Source organism: Sphingobium cloacae (assembly GCF_002355855.1).
GTDB lineage: Bacteria > Pseudomonadota > Alphaproteobacteria > Sphingomonadales > Sphingomonadaceae > Sphingobium > Sphingobium cloacae.
The window spans coordinates 2152205-2171364 of record NZ_AP017655.1; the positions used below are offsets into that span (position 1 = coordinate 2152205).

The following is a 19160-nucleotide window of genomic DNA, read 5'->3' on the forward strand; positions in this document are numbered from 1 at the left end:
GGCCCCGGCCCCGGCCCCAGCCCCGGCCATGCGGCGACCGGACCGCCCGATCCGCAACCTGTCGTGTTCGGCCGGCGCTTCCCCGGCCCGCGTCGCGGAAACCGCAGCCGGTCGGCGGCGCGGGCATGACGACCGTTTACCCCCTTATGCCGCCGGCGGCCCGGAAAAACGGGTCTTGACCGCCGCATAGGCCGACCGCGCCCTTATGAGGGCATCGAAACGAAAACGCCGCCACGGCGAACCGATCGCGACGGCGCCGTCGATGATCGTCCGCTGGCTTCGCCACAGCCGATGGCAATGGATCGCGTCGCGCGGGACGCAGGTGTCGAAAGACATGCCGGGCCGGTGTCCGATCCTTTCGCGAACGTCCCGCATCAACAGCTGGCCCGGCGCATAGGCGCGATAATCCTCGTCATAGGTCATCTTGAAGCCATGGCCCCAGGTGGCGGATTCGAACCAGCTCGACATGGCGATCACCCGGCCGCCGGCCGACAGGCTGGCGAGGCGCGCGCTGCCGTTCGCATGGCCGCGTTCGATCACGGCGCGGAACAGCGCCTCGGTGGCCGGATGGCTGCCAAGCGCGCTCCCGGCGCGGCCCTTCCAGCCAGCGGCCTCCATCTCCAGAAAGGCATCGATCCAGGGAAGGCAGGACCGGGCGGGATCGGCCATGGCGATCGCGACGGGACCATGATCGCGTTCGAGCCGACGCCACAGGCTGCGCAGCCGCCCTTGCGTCTTGGCGTCGGCGCGGCCTTCGGCATCGTCGCCCGCGCGGTGCGCCGGGCGGTCGACGCCATGGAGGATGTGGAGCGCGCGTCCTTCCCGCTCACAACGATCCCGCAGCGCGATGCTGACCGGATCGTCGGCGTCGAACCTCTCGAAATGCAGCATGATCCCGCCACCGGCGCGCGCATCGAGATAGGCGAGCAGGCTGGCCCAGAACATATCGGCGGATGGCGCGGCCACCAGCGGCGTGCCCAGAAACTGGTTGGTCGCCGACCAGTTGCGCCAGATGCGCGTGGGCCAACGCCCGAAACGGGAACCGGCGACCAGCGGCATGACGCCCAGCCACGGCCCGCGTTGATGGCCGACGACGGCCAGCCGCACGTCATGGCCATTCCCGGCATGGCGGAGCGCCGCGTCCATGAACCAGTCCTGCGCGAATATGTTGGCGGCGCCGGCCTGGGCGGAGAGCGCCGCCCAGCACGCCCGGTCGCCTGCCGTCAGATCGGCGTGACGCAGCATCCGCACAAGGGGCCGCCGGGCGCCGGCCGCCGCCCATGCGTCACCATCGCCGATCCGGAACGCGCCGTGGGACAGAAAGGTCACAGCAGCCGCGCCTTGCGAGCCATGCGGCACCCGAGCGAGCGCCATTTCGAAGCCCTGGGCCATGCGGGCACGCCGCTGGCCGGCAGACCCCAGCGCCGCAGGATCGGATCGATCCGCATGGCGTCGCCCACCGACTGGCTCCAGCGGCTCTGCCAGGTGATCGACAGCGAGATGGAGGGCTCCGCGCCCGCCTTCACCCAATGCGGCGACGCGAAGGGGACGAACAGCGCATCGCCGGGCCGCAGGTGGTGGACGTTCGCTTCCTCCTCATAGGCGTCGTTCCAGGGCAGCAGATTTTCCGCCCCGCTATAATAGGCCTCGTGCCGGTCGTGCGGCAGCCAGGGCGGCGCGGGCGGATAGGTCGCGAAATGCTTGTCGCCCGCGATCTGGAACAGGATGTTATATTCGCAGTCGAAGTGAAACGGGGTCAGCGTGCCGGGCGAGGAAATGAAGATGAACCCCCTGACCGTCAGACCCGGGCCGGTCGCGGGCATGATCGCGGGCCCGATCTGATCCATCAACCCGTCCAGCAGGTCGCGATAGGCGGGCAATTGCTCGACGAAGCGAAGCATGACCCAGTTGCCGCGGCTCCGGATCGACCGGATGACGGTGGCGGCATCGCTGTCGTCCGACCGGTCCATCGCGAATTCGCCGCCGTTGACGGCATGGGCGATCCGGCGCTCCACAAATTGCGGCGGCATTTCGAGCGCCGCTTCCGCCAGCGCCTCGAAAGACAGGAGCGGATGGCCGGCCATGCCGTGCCGCAACATCGTGGGCGACAGGGGATAGGCGCTGGCGAGAGGTCCCAGGCTGGACGAGGCGAGGAAGGACATGGCGGCGACTCTTCAGCGGCGAACGGGCGATCGCCTCACCGTTGCCGTTGAAGGTTGAAAATCCCGTTAAATAAGGGACGGATAGTCTGCAACAGCCACCGAAACGGCCCGTTTTCCGTGAACCGGACGAACCATTCCGCCCGCCGCATGACAGAAAATGGTCGAGGATAGGAGCGAACCGTCGCGACGCGGACACGGACGGGCATCCCTGTTTGCGCGCCCGTTTGCGCGCCACCTGTGCCCCGAACATATATGAGAGGGGCCGCCGGGCGCAACGCCCGACGGCCCGTCATTGACATGGTCAGCGGCCGGATGTGCCGCCCAAAAGGTGACGTTGTTCGCGCTTGTCGTCCGGTGGAGACGGGGGGCGGCCTGTCTGTCGGCTCCCCTCAAGTCCCTGCTGTCCGGAAAGGTCGACGCCGGTGGCGTCTCTCAGCGGCGCGTTCCCCGAATGGACTTGACCGACCCCATTGCTGAACCATGAGACATCGGATCACCTCCTTTCGCTTGTTGAAGCCCGCGTGGCTGGTCGAACCGGCCACGAAGCGATTTGTGAATCAGACCGGGCGAAGGATCAAGGCTTGTATTATTCTTTTTTCGAATCATACTCGTTCGTCCGCGCCGAAAACCGGACGGCGCGGACCATCAGCGCAAATCCCTGACAATTCAGCCGCGGCAATCCTCGATCACGCGGGAGACTTCCGCCCAGTTGGGCAGGATGAGCGGCGGCTGGCCCGCCACCTCCACCGCAAACTTGCCCCGGCTGTAGGCGATCTGGTCGAGCGCGGGATCGCTGGCGGCGCGGATCGCGACCGTCTGCGGCGTGACGGTGGTGGAAGGCTGCGCGGGCCACGCCATCGCGCCATAGCTGGTGCGGATCGTCATCGTCCCCTGCGCCGCGCCGGGACGGGCGACGCTGATCCGCCGGGACGCGGTGTCGCAGCGGATGGAGAGGAAGGGCGCGGCTCCCCCCGCGCCATAGGCGGCGAGGGTGCCGCCCGTTTCGGGGCGATACGTCCAGTTGCCGGGCGTCACGGGGCGGTCGTGCCATTCCATCGCGGCGGGCGCGGGGGCCGGTTCGGGCGCAGGCGCGGGAGGGGGCGCGGGAGCAGGCGCGGGCGGCTGTTGCGGCGGCGCGACGCAGGAGGCCAGCAGGACGAGGAAGGGCGCGGCGGCGGGAAAGGAGGGATGAAGGCGCATCGTTCCTCCATGCCCGAGGCGGGCTTTGGGCTCAAGTCCCCTCGCGGACGCGCGCGCAGGAACGCGGCGCTTGCCGAAAAGAGGCGGCGGGGGTCGAGCGGAGCTTTGCGTCCGGCCGCAAATCCGCTTATGACGGGCTTCACGATGCCAATGCCAAGGACACCCATGAAATCGGCTTTTCTACAGGGCGCGGTCGCGCTCGGCGCGCTTGCGCTCATTCCCGCCACCACCGCCGCGCTCGCCGATGCCGACGCCAGCAGCTACAAGGCGCTCGACGAATTCATGGACGTGTTCCAGAAAGTCCGCACCGACTATGTCGAGAAGGTGGACGACGAAAAGCTCATCAAGGGCGCGATCGACGGGATGCTGGCCAGCCTCGATCCGCATAGCAGTTTCCTCGACGCGCGGGACTTCCAGAATCTGCGGACGCAGACGGAAGGAAGCTATGGGGGCCTGGGCCTCTCGGTCACGCAGGAGGACGGCGCGGTCAAGGTGATCGCGCCGACGCAGGATACCCCGGCCTGGCGCGCGGGGATCAAGGCGGGCGACTATATCACCCATCTGGACGGCGCGCTGATCTATGGCGGCACGCTGGACGAGGCGGTCGACAAGATGCGGGGCGCGCCGGGCACGCAGATCAAGCTCACCATCGTGCGCCCCGGCCGCGACAAGCCCATCGACCTCACCCTGACGCGCGAGATCATCCAGCTCAAGCCCGTGAAGTGGGAAGTGAAGAACGGCGTCGGCATCATCAACATCATCAGCTTTTCCGCCAATACCGGCGCGGACGTGCGGCAGGCCTTCCGCAGCATCGACACGTCGCTGGGGCATAAGCCGACCGGCTATATCCTGGACCTGCGATCCAATCCGGGCGGCTTGCTGGACGAGGCGGTGGCCGTCAGCGATTCCTTCCTGGAGCGCGGCGAGATCGTGTCGCAGCGCGGCCGGGCCAAGGGCGACATCGAACGCTATTACGCCAAGCCGGGCGACGACGCGAAGGGGCTGCCGGTGATCGTGCTGGTGGACGCGGGATCGGCTTCGGCCTCGGAGATCGTGGCGGGGGCGTTGCAGGACCAGCATCGCGCGCTGGTGATGGGCGAGCGGAGCTTCGGCAAGGGGAGCGTGCAGACGATGCTGCCGCTGTCCAACACCACCGCGCTCAAGCTGACGACGGCGCGTTATTACACGCCTTCCGGCCGGTCGGTGCAGGAAGGCGGGATCGAGCCGGACATCAAGGTGCCGCAGCTTTCCGACCCCGACTACAAGAACCGGCCGAAATTCCGCGAGAGCGACCTGCGCCGTCACCTGATCAACGAGATCAAGACGGACAATGCCGCGCTGGAGGAAGACATCAAGGACGATCCCCGCTTCACCGCGACGGCGGAGGAACTGAAGAAGAAGGGGATCGAGGACTTCCAGCTCGACTATGCGCTCAAGACGATCGCGCGGCTGGCGGCTTCCCCGCACACCGCCATCGCGCAGGCGCAGGCGGCGGCGGCGGGAAAGAAGCCGGGAACGCGGTGAGATGGGGGCCGGAGCGCCCAGGGCGGGCGTTTTCGACATGATCCAGCGTCACCGCTGAAAAAAGCGGCACGGCTTTCACCGGCGGCCCCATCCGCCAACCGGGCCCCCCTGTTTCGAGAATATCATGCCAAGATTGAAGGACAAGATTTGCGTCATCACCGGTGCCGCGCGGGGCATCGGCCACGCCATCGCCGCGCGATTCCATGAGGAAGGCGCATCCGTCATCGTCACCGACCTGGAAGAAGCGTCCGGCACGGCGGCGGCGGCGGAGATCGGGTGCCGGTTCGAGAAGCTCGACGTGCGCGAGGAAGCCGACTGGCGGAGGCTGGCGGAAATGGTGCCCGCCGCCGACGTGGTGGTCAACAATGCGGGCGTGACGGGTTTCGAGCGGGGGATGGCCGCCCACGATCCCGAACATGCCAGCCTTGCCGACTGGCGCGAGGTTCATCGCGTCAATCTGGACGGCACATTTCTGGGCTGCCGCTACGCGATCGGGGCGATGAAGGCGCGGGGCGCCGGGTCCATCATCAATATTTCCTCACGCTCCGGACTGGTCGGGATTCCGGGCGCGGCCGCCTATGCCTCGTCCAAGGCGGCGATCCGCAATCACAGCAAGACCGTCGCCCTGTATTGCGCGCAGCAGGGCTGGAAGATCCGATGCAATTCCATCCACCCCGCCGCCATATGGACGCCCATCTGGGAACCGATGCTGGGCAACGGCCCTGACCGGGAGGCGCGGATGCAGGCTTTGGTGGCCGATACGCCGCTGAAACGATTCGGGATGCCGGAGGAAGTGGCCGCCCTTGCCGTGACGCTCGCGTCCGACGAGGCCGGCTATGTCACCGGGACGGAAGTGCATATCGACGGCGGGTTGCTGGCGGGGTCGTCGGCCTCGCCGGGCTGAGATTTGTCCATGACCATCACGCAAGTTCAGCATGACGAAAGGCGCGCCACGGTTTAAGCGGGGCTCATGAAGTTTCTGCCTCTCGCCCGCGCGCTGGCGCTGATCGTTCCCGTCCTGTTGCTCGGCGGGGCCTATGCCTCGCAATATGCGGGCGGGCTGCATCCGTGCGAGATGTGCTGGTGGCAGCGTTATCCGCATATGGCGGCGATCGTGCTGGCGCTGATCGCCTTTGCCGCCAGGGGACGGCCGGGCGTCAGCGCGGCCTTCGTGGCGCTCGCCGCGCTCGCCATCGGGGCCAGCGGCGGCATCGGCGTCTTTCATGCGGGGGTCGAATATGGCTGGTGGCAGGGGCTGACGGCCTGTTCCACCAGTCCGGGGGGCGGGAGTTCGGCCGACATCATGGACCGGATCATGGCCGCGCCGATCACGCGATGCGACGTCGCGCCGTGGAGCCTCTTCGGCATTTCGCTCGCCGGGTATAACGGGCTCTTGTCGCTGGCAGCGATGGTCGCCATCTTGGGACTGTTGAGCCGCAAGGGAGCGACGGCATGAGCGCAGCGAAGGATTTCCCCCGCCCCGGCCGGAAGGTGAGCGATAAGGCGCGCGCCTCCATGCTGCGCGTGGATCAGGCGGGCGAGTTCGGCGCGACGCGCATCTATGCCGGGCAACTGGCGGTGATGGGCGACCGGCATCCCGACGCCCGGCTGATCGCGGGCATGGCCGCGCAGGAGGAACGCCACCGCAGGACATTCGACGCGATGATCGCGCAGAGGGGCGTGCGGCCGACGATGCTGGCGCCGGTCTGGGACGCGGCGGGATTCGCGCTGGGCGCGGTGACGGCGGCGATCGGGCCGCGCGCCGCCATGGCCTGCACCGCCGCCATCGAGACCGAGATCGACCTGCATTATGCGGAACAGTTGCGGCAATTGGGCGGGGACGACCCGGAACTCTCCACGCTCATCGCGGATTTTCAGGCGGAGGAGGCCGAGCATCGCGACACGGCTCTGGCCCATGGCGCGGAGCAGGCGCCGGCCTATCCCCTCTTGTCGGGCGCCATCCGCCTGGGCTGCCGTGCCGCCATCGCGCTGTCGAAGCGCATCTGAGAAGGACGCTGATACGATGATGAAGACGCCGATGTTCGCCCTTGCCGCGCTGACGATGGCAAGCACCGCCATGGCGCAGAGCGGCCCCGCCGATCAGGCCGCGCCCGCCGCCGCGCCGGACAATGAGAAAGTGAACCTGGTCATCGTCTATGGCGACGACCCCTGCCCGCAAAGTTCCGGCAGCGACATCGTGGTGTGCGCGCGCAAGGGCGAGGAGGAACGCTATCGCATCCCCGAACCGCTGCGCGGCGATCCGAACCAGCCGAGCCATCAGGCGTGGGGCGAGCGGGTGCGGTCGATGGAATATGTGGGTCGCAGCGGCACGGAAAGCTGCTCGCCGGTCGGCGGCGGCGGCGCGACGGGATGCTTCGCGCAGCTGGCGCGGCTGGCCAAGGCCGAGCGGCAGCAGGCGGACAATGCGAGCTGGAAGGACCTGGTCGAGGCGGAGCGCGCGCGGCGGCTTTCCACCATCGACGCGGACAGCAAGGCGATAGAGGAACAGGCCGTGGCGGAGGAAAAGGCGCGCGCGGCGGACACGGCCGGGGAACCGACGGGCGGCGCGCCGGACCGGCCCTGAGGCGGCGGCCCTGACGGGAGCGGCGGGACCGCGCCGTCACAGGACGGCTTCCTCCATGGGGCGTAGAGGGAAAGACAGGGGCGTAATGGAAGGATTTGCGTGATGCGTTTTCGTGCCCTGTGGCCCTCCCTCCTGCTGATGGCGGGGACAGCCGCGCAGGCGGCCCCTCCCCCGCCCCCGGTGCCCGCCGATCCCCCGCAAAAGATATTCAACCTGATCGTCTATGGCGACGATCCCTGCCCCAAGGGCGAGGGCGACGAGATCGTCGTGTGCGCGCGCAAGCCGGAATCCGAACGCTATCGCATCCCCAAGAAGATGCGGGAAAAGCCCGCTCCGGCGGGCGGCCCCGGCTGGGGCAGCCAGGTCGCGACGATGGAGCAGGTGCAGCGGCAGACCCTGCCGGGAAGCTGCTCGGCGATCGGCAGCAACGGCTTTACCGGCTGCACCGCCAAGATGCTGGAGCAATGGTTCGCCGAACGGCGGATGCGGGAGTCCAAGGGGGAACCTTGAGGGGGGAGGTCGGTCAAGAGGGGACATTCAATCTCCGTTCGGGCTGGGCGAAGTAGAATCTTTCCACCGAACGAAGTGAGGTGTTGCCTTCGACTTCGCTCAGGCTGACCCTTCGACAAGCTCAGGGCGAACGGGGGTTGGCATCTAAGCCGCGACAGTCCGCTAACCACCCAAAAGCCGCCATCCCGTCCCGCCGGGCGCGAAAATCTTCTTGCGACAGGCGCGGATCGGGCACAGAATCGCGCTGGAAGGACGCGGCGGGAGATCGCGCCCGAAGAGGAGGAGCCCGACCCATGAGCAGGCTGGTCCACCATCTGACGCTCTACGCGGCCTATCACCGCCATCCCCATAATGTCGCGACGCACATGGTCGGCATCCCGATGATCGTGATGGGCGTCGACATCCTGCTGTCGCGGCCGGTGCTGCCCGCCGATCCGATCCCGCTGACGCCCGCCATCGCGATTTCGACGCTGGCGGCCTTCTATTATCTGCGGCTCGACGCCATGCTGGGGGCGATCATGACCGCGCTGCTGGCGGTCGGCTGCTGGGTGGGGCTGGAGGCCGCCCGGATGCCGACGGGACCGTGGCTGGCGGCGGGCGGCGGGCTGTTCGTCGCGGGATGGGCGCTGCAACTGGTCGGCCATGGCTATGAAGGACGCAAGCCCGCCTTTCTGGACGACATGAGGGGGCTCATCATCGGGCCGCTGTTCATCGTGGCGGAAATCGTCTTTGCCCTGGGCGCGCGGCGGGCCGTCAGGCAGGCCGTCGAAAAGCGGCTGGCGAAACCCGCCGAACGACGCTTGCCACAGTGACGCCGCTGCCCTAAAGACGCTTGCGTCATCTGGGGAGTAGCCAGCCGTTGCGGATGCAGCGGGCCGTTCGTCAACATATTCGGTCGAGAGGCCGTGGCGGACGGGACAAGCGGGACAGGGTTTCCCGCCTGTCGGGCGAGACCAATGGCATCGCATCTTCCCTGTCCGGCCGGGCGGGAGGAGGCGGTGGCATTGCGTCTTTCACTTTCGCCCGGCCCCGGAAAGATCGAATGGACGCTCTTCTTACTTCCTCCGCGCTGGTGGCGCTCGCCGAAATGGGCGACAAGACGCAGTTGCTGGCGATGCTGCTCGCCACGCGGTTCCGCAAGCCGGTGCCGATCATCCTGGGCATCCTCTTCGCGACGATGGCCAATCATTTCCTGGCCGCGCTGCTCGGGCACTCGATCGCGGGCGTGCTGACGCAGGACTGGTTCCGCTATGCGGTGGCGGCGAGCTTCATCGCGATGGCGGCCTGGACGCTGATCCCCGACAAGATCGACGAGGACGCGCCGCTCAAGGCGCCGTCGAAGGCGGGCGTGTTCGTGACGACGCTGGTGGCGTTCTTCCTGGTCGAGATGGGCGACAAGACGCAGGTCGCGACGGTGGCGCTGGGCGCGCGCTTCGACAGCCTGCTGGCGGTGACGGCGGGGACGACGCTGGGCATGATGATCGCCAACGTGCCCGCCGTGCTGTTCGGCGAGGTGCTGGCGAAGAAGGTGCCGATGCGCGCGCTTCAGATCGGGGCGGCGCTGCTGTTCCTGTTGCTGGGCCTGTGGATGATCGCGGATTTGCAGGGGTGGATCTAGGAGGGGTCGCCCTGCGCGAGGTCGAAGGGCACGGCCGACCGTAGGGAAGCCCCTTCTACAAGCTCAGGACAGGCTTCGACTTCGCTCAGCCCGAACGGGGTGAAGGAACGGCAACAACTGCCTCAAACCCGCCCTCGCGCCATCCGTTTCGACACCGGCGGGGAGCCGAGCGGGCGGGCGGGTTTGCGCCGGATGCCGCAAAGGCGGTTGTCAGCGGGCGGCGGCTGATGCAAGGGGAGGATGAGCAATCTTCCCCCACTTCAGACAGACATGGGACGCGTGATGAAGGACAGTCTGGTTACCCTGTTCGGCGGCGGCGGCTTTCTGGGCCGCCAGGTGGCGCAGGCCTTGCTGGAGCGCGGCGCGCGGGTGCGCGTGGCGCAGCGCGACCTGGCGGGCGCGATGCGGGTGAAGCCGCTGGGCGGGCTTGGCCAGACGCAGTTCGTCGCGGCCGACATCCGCAAGCCCAAAAGCGTCGCGCTGGCCGTGGCGGGCAGCGATATCGTCGTGAACCTCGTCGGCATCCTCAAGGGCGATTTCGACGCGGTGCACCGGCAGGGCGCGGAAAATGTGGCGAAGGCGGCGGCGGAGGCCGGCGTCAAGGCGCTGGTCCATGTGTCGGCCATCGGCGCGGACGCGCACAGCCCTTCGGCCTATGGCCGGTCCAAGGCGGCGGGCGAAGCGGCGGTGAAGGCGGCTTTCCCGAACGCGACGATCCTCCGGCCCTCGATCGTCTTCGGGCCCGAGGACCAGTTCCTCAACCGCTTCGCCGATCTGATCCGCATGGCCCCGGTCGTGCCGGTGATCGGCGCGGAGACGAAGTTCCAGCCGGTGTTCGTCACCGATGTCGCCAACGCCATCGCCCATGCGGCGGCGGAGCCGGGCGTGCATGGCGGCAAGACCTATGAGCTGGGCGGGCCGCAGGTGCTGAGCATGATGGAACTGAACGCGTGGATCGCCAGGGCCATCGGGCGGGAGCGCAATCTGGTGGCGGTGCCCGCGCCGGTCGCCTCGCTGATCGCGGCCTTCGGCTTCCTGCCGGGCGCGCCCATCACGAAGGACCAATATGCGATGTTGCAGAAGGACAATGTGGTGGCGCCGGGCGCGGAAGGGCTGGCGGCGCTGGGCGTTGCGCCGACGCCGATGGCCGCGGTCGCGGAAGGCTGGCTGGTGCGCTATCGCCGCCACGGCCGCTTCGCCGGGCGCGCGAAGGCCTGAACCGCCACCGTCGACGGAGCGAAAGCCGCGCGCGACCGGCCGCCCGCCGGGCGCTTTGCGGGCGGCGCGGTCTGCGGCAAGGTGCGCGGCGCACCATCATCCTGCCCTTTCCCCAAGAAACGCATCTGATCGAGGACCATAGCGCCCCATGGACATGCATTATCTGACGGTCATCCTGCTCGGCATCGTCGAGGGGCTGACCGAATTCCTGCCCGTGTCCTCGACCGGGCACCTGATATTGGCGAGCGAGCTGCTGGGCTATGACGCATCGACATGGGCGATGTTCAACGTCGTCATCCAGCTGGGCGCGATCCTGGCGGTGGTGGTGCTGTACTGGCGGACATTCTGGGCGGTCGCCACGGGACTGCTGCGGCGGGAGCCGGTCAGTTGGCGGTTCGTGCGCAACCTGCTGATCGCCTTCATCCCGTCCGCCGCGATCGGGCTGGCGCTGCACGACTATATCGAGGTGCTGCTGGGCGCGCCCAAGGTGGTGGCCTGGGCGCTGATCGTGGGCGGCGTCGCGATCCTGTTGATCGAGCGGATGGTGAAGACGCCGCGCTATCACGGCATCGCGGACATTCCGGTGATGCAGGTGATCGGCATCGGCTTCATCCAGTGCATTTCGATGATCCCCGGCGTCAGCCGGTCGGGCGCGACGATCATGGGCGCGCTGACGCTGGGCGTCGAGCGGCGGACGGCGGCGGAGTTCAGCTTCTTCCTCGCCATCCCCACCATGCTGGGGGCGAGCACGCTGGAACTGCTGAAGAAAGGTGACCAGATCACCAGCGGCGCCGTGGGATGGGGCAGCATCGCGCTGGGCTTCGCGGTGTCCTTCATCGTCGCGCTGCTGGTCATCAAATGGTTCGTCGGGCTGGTGTCGCGGCACGGCTTCGCGCCCTTCGCCTGGTATCGAATCGTGGCGGGCGCGGCGGCGCTGGTCTGGCTGGGGATGAGATAGGACCGATACGGAACTAAAATCCTGTCCCATCTTGCGATAGGTTCTCATTAAAGACCGATAACGGGGATTTTTAGGTAACATAAGCTGACCTATATACCAGAATCCGCGTGACTTCGCGCGGCGATGCGCCTATGTGCGCCCCTGAACCACTTTCCAGGGGCGACTTATGGGTGACAATCCGATGCTGAAGTTCGTGGGGACGGGCCAGGCCTATCCCGAAAAGCGGACGGCCCAGGATCGCGCGGACGATTTCATGGAAATCAGCCGCAGCTTCATTCTGGACAGGGCCGAGGAACAGGCGTCGCGCTGCTCGCAATGCGGCGTGCCCTATTGCTCGACCCATTGCCCGCTGCACAACCATATCCCCGACTGGCTGCGCCTGACGGCCGAGGGACGGCTGCGCGAAGCCTATGAGCTTTCCAACCTCACCTCCACCATGCCGGAAATCTGCGGCCGCATCTGTCCGCAGGACCGCCTGTGCGAAGGCAATTGCGTCATCGAATTTTCCGGTCATGGCGCGGTCACCATCGGCAGCGTCGAGAAATTCATCACCGACACGGCGTGGAAGGAAGGCTGGGTCGAACCGATCGTCCCCGGCGCGCCCACCGGCCAGTCGGTCGGCGTGATCGGCGCGGGTCCGGCGGGGCTGACGACGGCGGAATATCTGCGCGTCGCGGGTTATGAAGTGCATGTCTACGACCGGCACGACCGGGCGGGCGGGCTGCTGACCTACGGCATCCCCGGCTTCAAGCTGGAAAAGGACGTGGTGATGCGCCGCATCCAGCGGCTGAAGGACGGCGGCATCGTCTTCCACCAGAATTTCGAGGTGGGGCGCGACGCTTCGCTGGAGGAATTGCGGCACAGGCATGACGCGATCCTGATCGCGACCGGCGTCTACAAGCCGCGCGGCATCAAGGCGCCGGGCGTGGGCGCGCCGGGCGTGGTGAAGGCGCTGGATTACCTGACCGCCTCCAACCGGGCGGGCTTCGGCGACGCGGTGCCGGGCCATGAGGACGGGTCACTGCTGGCGACGGGCAAGAATGTCGTCGTCATCGGCGGCGGCGACACGGCGATGGACTGCGTGCGCACCGCCATCCGCCAGGGCGCGAAGTCGGTGAAGTGCCTTTATCGCCGCGACCGGGACAATATGCCCGGTTCCCGGCGCGAGGTGGCCAATGCCGAGGAGGAAGGCGTCGAGTTCGTGTGGCTGACCGCGCCGCTGGCGTTCGAGGGCACGGAACAGGTCACCGGCGTCAAGGTGACGAAGATGCGGCTGGGATCGCCCGACGCATCGGGCCGCCGCGCGCCGGAGCCGGACCCCGGCAGCGAGCATGTGCTGGAGGCCGATCTGGTCATCAAGGCGCTGGGCTACGACCCGGAAGAACTGCCCCGGCTGTTCGGCGCGGAGGACCTGTCGGTCACGCGCTGGGGCACGCTGCGCGTCGATCACCGCACGATGATGACCAGCGTGGACGGCGTGTTCGCGGCGGGCGACATCGTGCGGGGCGCTTCGCTGGTCGTCTGGGCGATCCGCGACGGGCGCGACGTGACGGAACATATGCACCGCTACCTCAAGGCGCAGGCCAAGGTCGCGGCGGGGGAAAGGGTCGCGGCATGAGGAAGATATCGTTCTGGATCGCCGGGGCGGCGCTCGCTCTTGTCTCCCCCGTCCTTGCGCAGGAACCGGCGGCGGCCGATCCCGCGCGGGTCGCGGCGGCGCGGCCGGTGGTGGACAAGGTGTTTCCCGTCGGCACCTATCGCCGGATGATGGGCGAAACCATGTCCAAGATGATGGACAGCATGATGGACGGCGTCATGAAGATGCCGCTCGCCCAGCTCGCCCGCATCGGCGGCGTGCCGCAGGAGAAGCTGGCGGACCTGAGCGACGCTTCCATGGCGGAGATCGGCGCGATCCTCGACCCGCATTTCCGCGAGCGCACGAAGAAGGGCATGGACGCGATGATGGCGTCCATGGCGGACATGATGAACGGCATCGAGCCGCAGGTGCGCGACGCGCTGACCCGCGCCTATGCCCGCAAGTTCGACGGACGGCAGCTGGGCGAGATCAACGCGTTCTTCGCGACGCCGACCGGCGACCTCTACGCCCGCGAGTCCATGATGATGTTCATGGACCCGGAGATCATGCGCGAGATGCAGGCCTTCATGCCTGAGATGATGAAGAAGATGCCCGACATCGCGGCGAAGGCGGAAGCGGCCACCAAGGACCTGCCCCCTCCCCGCACGATCGCCGACCTGTCGCCCGCCGAGCGCGACCGGCTGGCGAAGCTGTTGGGCGTGAAGGCGGGCGACCTGCATGACGGCGCCGCCCCCGCAAGCGACGAAGGGACCGAATGATGACCGACCAGACCCGCTTCATGGCGAGCCCGCAAGAGCGCGCGCGCATCGCTGCCGAGGGCATGTACCATCCGGAGATGGAAGGCGACGCGTGCGGCGTGGGCCTGGTCGCGGCGACCGATGGCCGTCCCAGCCGCCGCGTGGTGGTGAGCGCGATCGACGCGCTGAAGGCCGTGTGGCATCGCGGCGCGGTGGACGCGGACGGCAAGACCGGCGACGGCGCGGGCATCCATGTCGACCTGCCGGTGCGCTTCTTCGACGACGCCATTGCGGATTCGGGCCACAAGCCGCTGCCCAACCGGTTGGCGGTCGGCATGATCTTCCTGCCCCGCACCGACCTGTCGGCGCAGGAAACCTGCCGCACCATCGTGGAAAGCGAGATCATCGAGGCGGGCTACACCATCTATGGCTGGCGCCAGGTGCCGGTGGACGTGTCCGTCATCGGCGAGAAGGCGCAGCGCACCCGCCCGGAAATCGAGCAGATCATGATCGCCGGGCCGATGCCCGAGGAACGCGACCAGGGCGAGTTCGAAAAGGACCTCTACCTCATCCGCCGCCGGATCGAGAAGAAGGTGATCGCCGCGCAGATCCAGGATTTCTACGTGTGCAGCCTGTCGTGCCGGTCGATCATCTACAAGGGGCTGTTCCTGGCGGAATCGCTGTCGGTCTTTTACCCCGACCTCACCGACGAGCGGTTCGAGAGCCGGGTCGCGATCTTCCACCAGCGCTATTCGACCAACACCTTCCCGCAATGGTGGCTGGCCCAGCCCTTCCGCACGCTGGCCCATAATGGCGAGATCAACACGATCCGCGGCAACCAGAACTGGATGAAGAGCCACGAGATCAAGATGGCCGCGCTGGCCTTTGGCGAGCATAGCGAGGACATCAAGCCGGTGATCCCGGCGGGCGCTTCGGACACCGCCGCGCTCGACGCCGTGTTCGAGGCGATCTGCCGCGCCGGACGCGACGCGCCGACCGCCAAGCTGATGCTGGTCCCCGAGGCATGGCAGAAGGACAAGGGCGACCTGCCCCAGGCCCATGTCGACATGTATGAATATCTCGCTTCCGTGATGGAGCCGTGGGACGGTCCCGCCGCGCTCGCCATGACGGACGGACGCTGGGTCGTGGCCGGCGTGGACCGCAATGCGCTGCGGCCGCTGCGCTATACGCTGACGGGCGACAACCTGCTGATCGTGGGTTCGGAAACGGGCATGGTCGTGGTCCCCGAAACCACCATCGTCAAGAAGGGCCGCATGGGCCCCGGCCAGATGATCGCCGTCGACCTGCTGGAAGGCGAAATCTACGACGACCGCGCGATCAAGGACAAGATCGCGGGCGAACGGCCCTATGGCGAACTGATCAAGGATTTCATGGCGGTCGGCGACCTGCCGGACGCGCCGGACGCCCTGCCCGCCTGGGACAAGGCGGACCTGACGCGGCGGCAGGTCGCGGCCAACATGACGCTGGAGGACATGGAACTGATCCTCAGCCCCATGGTCGAGGATGCGAAGGAAGCCATCGGCTCCATGGGCGACGACACGCCGCTGGCCGTCATTTCCGACAAGCCGCGCACGGTCAGCCATTTCTTCCGCCAGAATTTCAGCCAGGTCACCAACCCGCCGATCGATTCGCTGCGCGAACGGCATGTGATGAGCCTGAAGACGCGCTTTTCCAACCTGAACAACATCCTGGAGGAAGGCGCGCAGAAGAATAACGTGCTGGTGCTGGATTCGCCGGTGCTGACCGCTTCGGAATGGGCGCGGCTGAAGGCGCATTTCGGCCCCGCCGTGGCGGAGATCGACTGCACCTTCCCGGCGGAGGGCGGACAGGAGCAGCTTCGCGCCGCGATCGCCCGCATCCGCGAGGAAGCCGAGCAGGCCGTGCGCGAAGGCCGGACCGAGATATTCCTGACGGACGAACATGTCCGCGCGGACCGCATCGCCATAGCAGGCGTGCTGGCGGCGGCGGCGGTGCACACCCATCTGGTCCGCAAGGGGCTGCGCAGCTACGCATCGATCAACATACGCTGCGCCGAAGCGCTCGACACCCATTATTTCGCGGTGCTGATCGGCGTGGGCGCGACCACGGTGAACGCCTATCTGGCCGAAGCCAGCATCGCCGACCGCCATGCGCGCGGCCTGTTCGGCGACCTGGCGCTGAAAGATTGTTTCGAGCGTTACCGGGTCGCCATCAACGAAGGCCTGCTGAAGATCATGTCCAAGATGGGCATCGCGGTCATCAGCAGCTATCGCGGCGGCTATAATTTCGAGGCGGTCGGCCTGTCCCGCGCGCTGGTGAACGACCTGTTCCCCGGCATGCCCGCCAAGATTTCGGGCGAAGGCTATCAATCGCTGCATTACAGCGCGAAGCTGCGGCACGAGGCGGCCTATGACGCCGCGGTGGTGCGGCTGCCGGTGGGCGGCTTCTACCGCCAGCGCAACGGGGGGGAGAGCCATGCCTATTCGGCGCAGCTCATGCACCTGTTGCAGACATCGGTCGCGACCGACAGCTATTCGACCTATCTGCAATTCTCGCGCGGGGTGCGGGACTTGCCGCCGGTCTATCTACGCGACCTGCTGGAGTTCAACTTCGCCCGCGAGGCGGTGCCGATCGACGAGGTGGAAGCCACCACCGAAATCCGCAAGCGCTTCGTGACGCCGGGCATGTCGCTGGGCGCGCTCAGCCCCGAGGCGCATGAAACGCTGGCCATCGCCATGAACCGCATCGGCGCGAAGGCCGTCAGCGGCGAAGGCGGCGAGGACGCGAACCGCTTCAAGCCCTATGAGAATGGCGACAATGCGAACAGCGTCATCAAGCAGATCGCGTCCGGCCGCTTCGGCGTCCATGCCGAATATCTGGGGTCGGCCGAGGAGATCGAGATCAAGGTCGCGCAAGGCGCCAAGCCCGGCGAGGGCGGCCAGCTCCCCGGCTTCAAGGTGACGGAGTTCATCGCGAAGCTGCGCCATTCGACGCCGGGGGTGACGCTGATCTCCCCGCCGCCGCACCACGACATCTATTCGATCGAGGATCTGGCGCAGCTCATCTACGACTGCAAGCAGATCAACCCGCGCGCGCGGGTGTGCGTGAAGCTGGTCAGCCAGGCGGGCATCGGCACCGTCGCGGCGGGCGTGGCGAAGGCCCATGCCGACGTCATCCTGGTCGCGGGGCATGTCGGCGGGACCGGCGCGTCGCCGCAGACTTCCATCAAATATGCGGGCACGCCTTGGGAAATGGGTCTGTCGGAAGCCAATCAGGTGCTGACGCTGAACGGCCTGCGCCATCGGGTGAAGCTGCGGACGGACGGCGGGCTCAAGACCGGGCGCGACATCGTGATCGCCGCGATCCTGGGCGCGGAGGAATTCGGCATCGGCACGCTCAGCCTCGTCGCCATGGGCTGCATCATGGTGCGCCAGTGCCACAGCAACACATGCCCCGTGGGCGTGTGCGTGCAGGACGAGCGGCTGCGGGCGAAGTTCACCGGCACGCCGGAGAAGGTCATCAACCTCATGACCTTCATCGCCGAGGAAGTGCGCGAGATATTGGCGCGGCTGGGCTTCCGCAGCCTCGATGAAGTGATCGGGCGGACGGAGCTTCTGAAGCAGGTCAATCGCGGCGCGGAGCATCTGGACGACCTCGATCTGAACCCGATCCTCGCCAAGGTGGATGCGCCCGACGAGCAGCGGCGCTTCAGCCTCGGCGCATGGCGGAACGAGGTGCCCGACAGCCTCGACGCGCAGATGATGAAGGACGCCCGCGCCGTGTTCGAACGGGGCGAGAAGATGCAGCTCACCTACACGGTGCGCAACACGCATCGCGCCGTGGGCACGCGGCTGTCGGCGAAGATCACCGAGAAGTTCGGCATGTCGGCGCTGGCGGACGGGCACCTGACCGTGCGCCTGCGGGGCAGCGCGGGGCAATCGCTGGGCGCGTTCCTGTGCAAGGGCATCACGCTGGAGGTCTTCGGCGACGCCAACGACTATGTGGGCAAGGGCCTGTCGGGCGGCACCATCGTGGTGCGCACGACCGTCTCCAGCCCGCTGTCGAGCAAGGACAACACCATCATCGGCAACACCGTCCTCTATGGCGCGACCAGCGGCAGGCTGTTCGCGGCGGGTCAGGCGGGCGAGCGTTTCGCGGTGCGCAATTCGGGCGCGCAGGTCGTGGTCGAGGGCTGCGGCGCGAACGGCTGCGAATATATGACCGGCGGCACGGCGGTGATTCTGGGCAGGACCGGCGCGAATTTCGGCGCGGGCATGACGGGCGGCATGGCCTTCATCCTGGACGAGGACGGCAGCTTCCCGGATCAGGCGAACCCGGAAAGCATCGTGTGGCAACGACTGGAAAGCGCCCATTGGGAAGCGGAGCTGAAGGCGCTGATCGCGCAGCATGCGGTGGCGACCGACAGCAAATGGTCGAACACGGTGCTGGACGACTGGGACCGCTGGCGGCGCGCCTTCTGGCAGGTGTGCCCGAAGGAAATGGTGAGCCGCCTCGCCCATCCGCTGAGCGACGCGCCAGCCGAGGTGGTTGCGGCGGAGTGAGGCTTCAGGGCTGACCGGCGACGGCCGGGGCCAGGGTCGGGCGGACCCTGACCGGAAGCGATTCCGGGGATGCGGCGGGCGAAGGTTCTTCTCCCGCCGCGAATCTTTCCGCCGCGCGCGCCAGGCGGCGCGCGGGCGACGGCGGCGTTTGGACCGGCGGGACGGCGGCGTCATCGGACGCCATATAGTCCTGCACGACGGGATCGCTGCTGCCGTGGATCATGCCGTCCGGGTCCCATGCGCCCTGATCCGCCCTCATCTGCCGCTCGGCCAGAGTGGGGCCGCAGCCGGTGCAGCGAATCACCTCCGGCCCCTTTTCGGTTTCGGCCGCGAGCGGGCTGTCGAGCGTGTCGGGGAGCTCCGATGCCTGGGCCTCCGCCAGCGCCGGCGATCCCGGCGGCGTGGCGGCGAAATGGCCCAGTCCCATGCCCAGCAGGACCGCCGCGCCGATGGCGCCGCCGCCCGCTATCCAGAAGCCTCCCGCCATCGT

At 67.5% G+C, this 19160-nt stretch carries 17 protein-coding genes; 13 read left to right on the forward strand and 4 right to left on the reverse strand.

What is annotated here, in order from left to right:
• Positions 1–144: 144 nt before the first annotated feature.
• The 3 genes from SCLO_RS10775 to SCLO_RS10785 all read right to left on the reverse strand — a co-directional run bounded on the left by SCLO_RS10775 (position 145) and on the right by SCLO_RS10785 (position 3362).
• Positions 145–1329 carry a GNAT family N-acetyltransferase gene (locus tag SCLO_RS10775; RefSeq protein ID WP_231923217.1) on the reverse strand — a complete coding sequence of 395 codons (1185 nt, stop codon included), beginning with the start codon at positions 1327–1329 and terminating at the stop codon, positions 145–147.
• Positions 1326–2162: a cupin domain-containing protein gene (locus SCLO_RS10780; RefSeq protein ID WP_066520479.1), complete on the reverse strand. Its 837-nt coding sequence runs from the start codon at positions 2160–2162 to the stop codon at positions 1326–1328. The genes SCLO_RS10775 and SCLO_RS10780 overlap by 4 nt, the downstream gene beginning before the upstream one ends.
• A gap of 666 nt (positions 2163–2828) precedes the next feature.
• The gene (locus SCLO_RS10785; RefSeq protein ID WP_066520482.1) at positions 2829–3362 is read right to left on the reverse strand and encodes a hypothetical protein; all 534 of its coding nucleotides are present in this window, start codon (positions 3360–3362) and stop codon (positions 2829–2831) included.
• Between the two features lie 165 nt (positions 3363–3527).
• On the opposite strand from SCLO_RS10785, the gene SCLO_RS10790 reads away from it, so the two are divergent.
• From SCLO_RS10790 to gltB, 13 genes are all read left to right on the forward strand, one after another.
• Complete coding sequence (locus SCLO_RS10790) at positions 3528–4886, forward strand: S41 family peptidase (protein ID WP_066520487.1); 1359 nt, start codon at positions 3528–3530, stop codon at positions 4884–4886.
• Between the two features lie 124 nt (positions 4887–5010).
• Positions 5011–5790 carry an SDR family oxidoreductase gene (locus SCLO_RS10795; RefSeq protein ID WP_066520489.1) on the forward strand — a complete coding sequence of 260 codons (780 nt, stop codon included), beginning with the start codon at positions 5011–5013 and terminating at the stop codon, positions 5788–5790.
• Between the two features lie 66 nt (positions 5791–5856).
• A complete protein-coding gene (locus SCLO_RS10800) occupies positions 5857–6342 on the forward strand; it encodes a disulfide bond formation protein B (protein ID WP_066520490.1) in 486 nt (161 codons plus the stop codon).
• Positions 6339–6893 (forward strand): demethoxyubiquinone hydroxylase family protein, encoded by a 555-nt coding sequence (locus tag SCLO_RS10805; protein WP_066520492.1) that lies wholly within the window; start codon positions 6339–6341, stop codon positions 6891–6893. The genes SCLO_RS10800 and SCLO_RS10805 overlap by 4 nt, the downstream gene beginning before the upstream one ends.
• Before the next feature lie 16 nt (positions 6894–6909).
• On the forward strand, positions 6910–7470 hold the full coding sequence (locus tag SCLO_RS10810) for a hypothetical protein (RefSeq protein ID WP_066520495.1): 561 nt from the start codon (positions 6910–6912) through the stop codon (positions 7468–7470).
• Between the two features lie 138 nt (positions 7471–7608).
• Positions 7609–7980: a hypothetical protein gene (locus SCLO_RS10815; protein WP_066520512.1), complete on the forward strand. Its 372-nt coding sequence runs from the start codon at positions 7609–7611 to the stop codon at positions 7978–7980.
• 293 nt (positions 7981–8273) lie between these two features.
• Complete coding sequence (locus SCLO_RS10820; RefSeq protein ID WP_066517936.1) at positions 8274–8792, forward strand: Mpo1 family 2-hydroxy fatty acid dioxygenase; 519 nt, start codon at positions 8274–8276, stop codon at positions 8790–8792.
• A 230-nt stretch (positions 8793–9022) separates the two neighbouring features.
• A complete protein-coding gene (locus SCLO_RS10825; protein WP_066517943.1) occupies positions 9023–9598 on the forward strand; it encodes a TMEM165/GDT1 family protein in 576 nt (191 codons plus the stop codon).
• A gap of 270 nt (positions 9599–9868) precedes the next feature.
• Positions 9869–10816 carry a complex I NDUFA9 subunit family protein gene (locus SCLO_RS10830; protein ID WP_066517946.1) on the forward strand — a complete coding sequence of 316 codons (948 nt, stop codon included), beginning with the start codon at positions 9869–9871 and terminating at the stop codon, positions 10814–10816.
• Between the two features lie 148 nt (positions 10817–10964).
• Entirely contained in the window at positions 10965–11774 is an 810-nt protein-coding gene (locus SCLO_RS10840) for an undecaprenyl-diphosphate phosphatase (RefSeq protein ID WP_066517955.1), read from the forward strand.
• Positions 11775–11940: 166 nt separating this feature from the next.
• Complete coding sequence (locus SCLO_RS10845; protein ID WP_066517956.1) at positions 11941–13392, forward strand: NAD(P)-dependent oxidoreductase; 1452 nt, start codon at positions 11941–11943, stop codon at positions 13390–13392.
• Positions 13389–14129, forward strand: a complete 741-nt coding sequence (locus tag SCLO_RS10850; RefSeq protein ID WP_066517958.1) for a DUF2059 domain-containing protein — start codon at positions 13389–13391, stop codon at positions 14127–14129. The genes SCLO_RS10845 and SCLO_RS10850 overlap by 4 nt, the downstream gene beginning before the upstream one ends.
• Positions 14129–18670 carry a glutamate synthase large subunit gene (gene gltB / locus SCLO_RS10855; protein ID WP_066517960.1) on the forward strand — a complete coding sequence of 1514 codons (4542 nt, stop codon included), beginning with the start codon at positions 14129–14131 and terminating at the stop codon, positions 18668–18670. Before SCLO_RS10850 ends, gltB begins: the two co-directional genes overlap by 1 nt.
• A 4-nt stretch (positions 18671–18674) precedes the next feature.
• Here the strand turns inward: gltB and SCLO_RS10860 are convergent, their stop codons facing one another.
• Positions 18675–19157, reverse strand: a complete 483-nt coding sequence (locus SCLO_RS10860; RefSeq protein ID WP_066517962.1) for a hypothetical protein — start codon at positions 19155–19157, stop codon at positions 18675–18677.
• Positions 19158–19160 lie beyond the last annotated feature (3 nt).

Excerpts from the sequence above, each read along its gene's own strand:
- SCLO_RS10850 (WP_066517958.1), top strand. The coding sequence starts at position 13,389 with ATGAGGAAGATATCGTTCTGGATCGCCGGGGCGGCGCTCGCTCTTGTC.
- SCLO_RS10780 (WP_066520479.1), bottom strand. The coding sequence starts at position 2,162 with ATGTCCTTCCTCGCCTCGTCCAGCCTGGGACCTCTCGCCAGCGCCTAT.
- gltB (WP_066517960.1), top strand. The coding sequence starts at position 14,129 with ATGACCGACCAGACCCGCTTCATGGCGAGCCCGCAAGAGCGCGCGCGC.
- SCLO_RS10795 (WP_066520489.1), top strand. The coding sequence starts at position 5,011 with ATGCCAAGATTGAAGGACAAGATTTGCGTCATCACCGGTGCCGCGCGG.
- SCLO_RS10845 (WP_066517956.1), top strand. The coding sequence starts at position 11,941 with ATGGGTGACAATCCGATGCTGAAGTTCGTGGGGACGGGCCAGGCCTAT.
- SCLO_RS10820 (WP_066517936.1), top strand. The coding sequence starts at position 8,274 with ATGAGCAGGCTGGTCCACCATCTGACGCTCTACGCGGCCTATCACCGC.
- SCLO_RS10790 (WP_066520487.1), top strand. The coding sequence starts at position 3,528 with ATGAAATCGGCTTTTCTACAGGGCGCGGTCGCGCTCGGCGCGCTTGCG.
- SCLO_RS10800 (WP_066520490.1), top strand. The coding sequence starts at position 5,857 with ATGAAGTTTCTGCCTCTCGCCCGCGCGCTGGCGCTGATCGTTCCCGTC.
- SCLO_RS10840 (WP_066517955.1), top strand. The coding sequence starts at position 10,965 with ATGGACATGCATTATCTGACGGTCATCCTGCTCGGCATCGTCGAGGGG.
- SCLO_RS10815 (WP_066520512.1), top strand. The coding sequence starts at position 7,609 with ATGGCGGGGACAGCCGCGCAGGCGGCCCCTCCCCCGCCCCCGGTGCCC.
- SCLO_RS10830 (WP_066517946.1), top strand. The coding sequence starts at position 9,869 with ATGGGACGCGTGATGAAGGACAGTCTGGTTACCCTGTTCGGCGGCGGC.
- SCLO_RS10860 (WP_066517962.1), bottom strand. The coding sequence starts at position 19,157 with ATGGCGGGAGGCTTCTGGATAGCGGGCGGCGGCGCCATCGGCGCGGCG.
- SCLO_RS10810 (WP_066520495.1), top strand. The coding sequence starts at position 6,910 with ATGATGAAGACGCCGATGTTCGCCCTTGCCGCGCTGACGATGGCAAGC.
- SCLO_RS10825 (WP_066517943.1), top strand. The coding sequence starts at position 9,023 with ATGGACGCTCTTCTTACTTCCTCCGCGCTGGTGGCGCTCGCCGAAATG.
- SCLO_RS10785 (WP_066520482.1), bottom strand. The coding sequence starts at position 3,362 with ATGCGCCTTCATCCCTCCTTTCCCGCCGCCGCGCCCTTCCTCGTCCTG.
- SCLO_RS10805 (WP_066520492.1), top strand. The coding sequence starts at position 6,339 with ATGAGCGCAGCGAAGGATTTCCCCCGCCCCGGCCGGAAGGTGAGCGAT.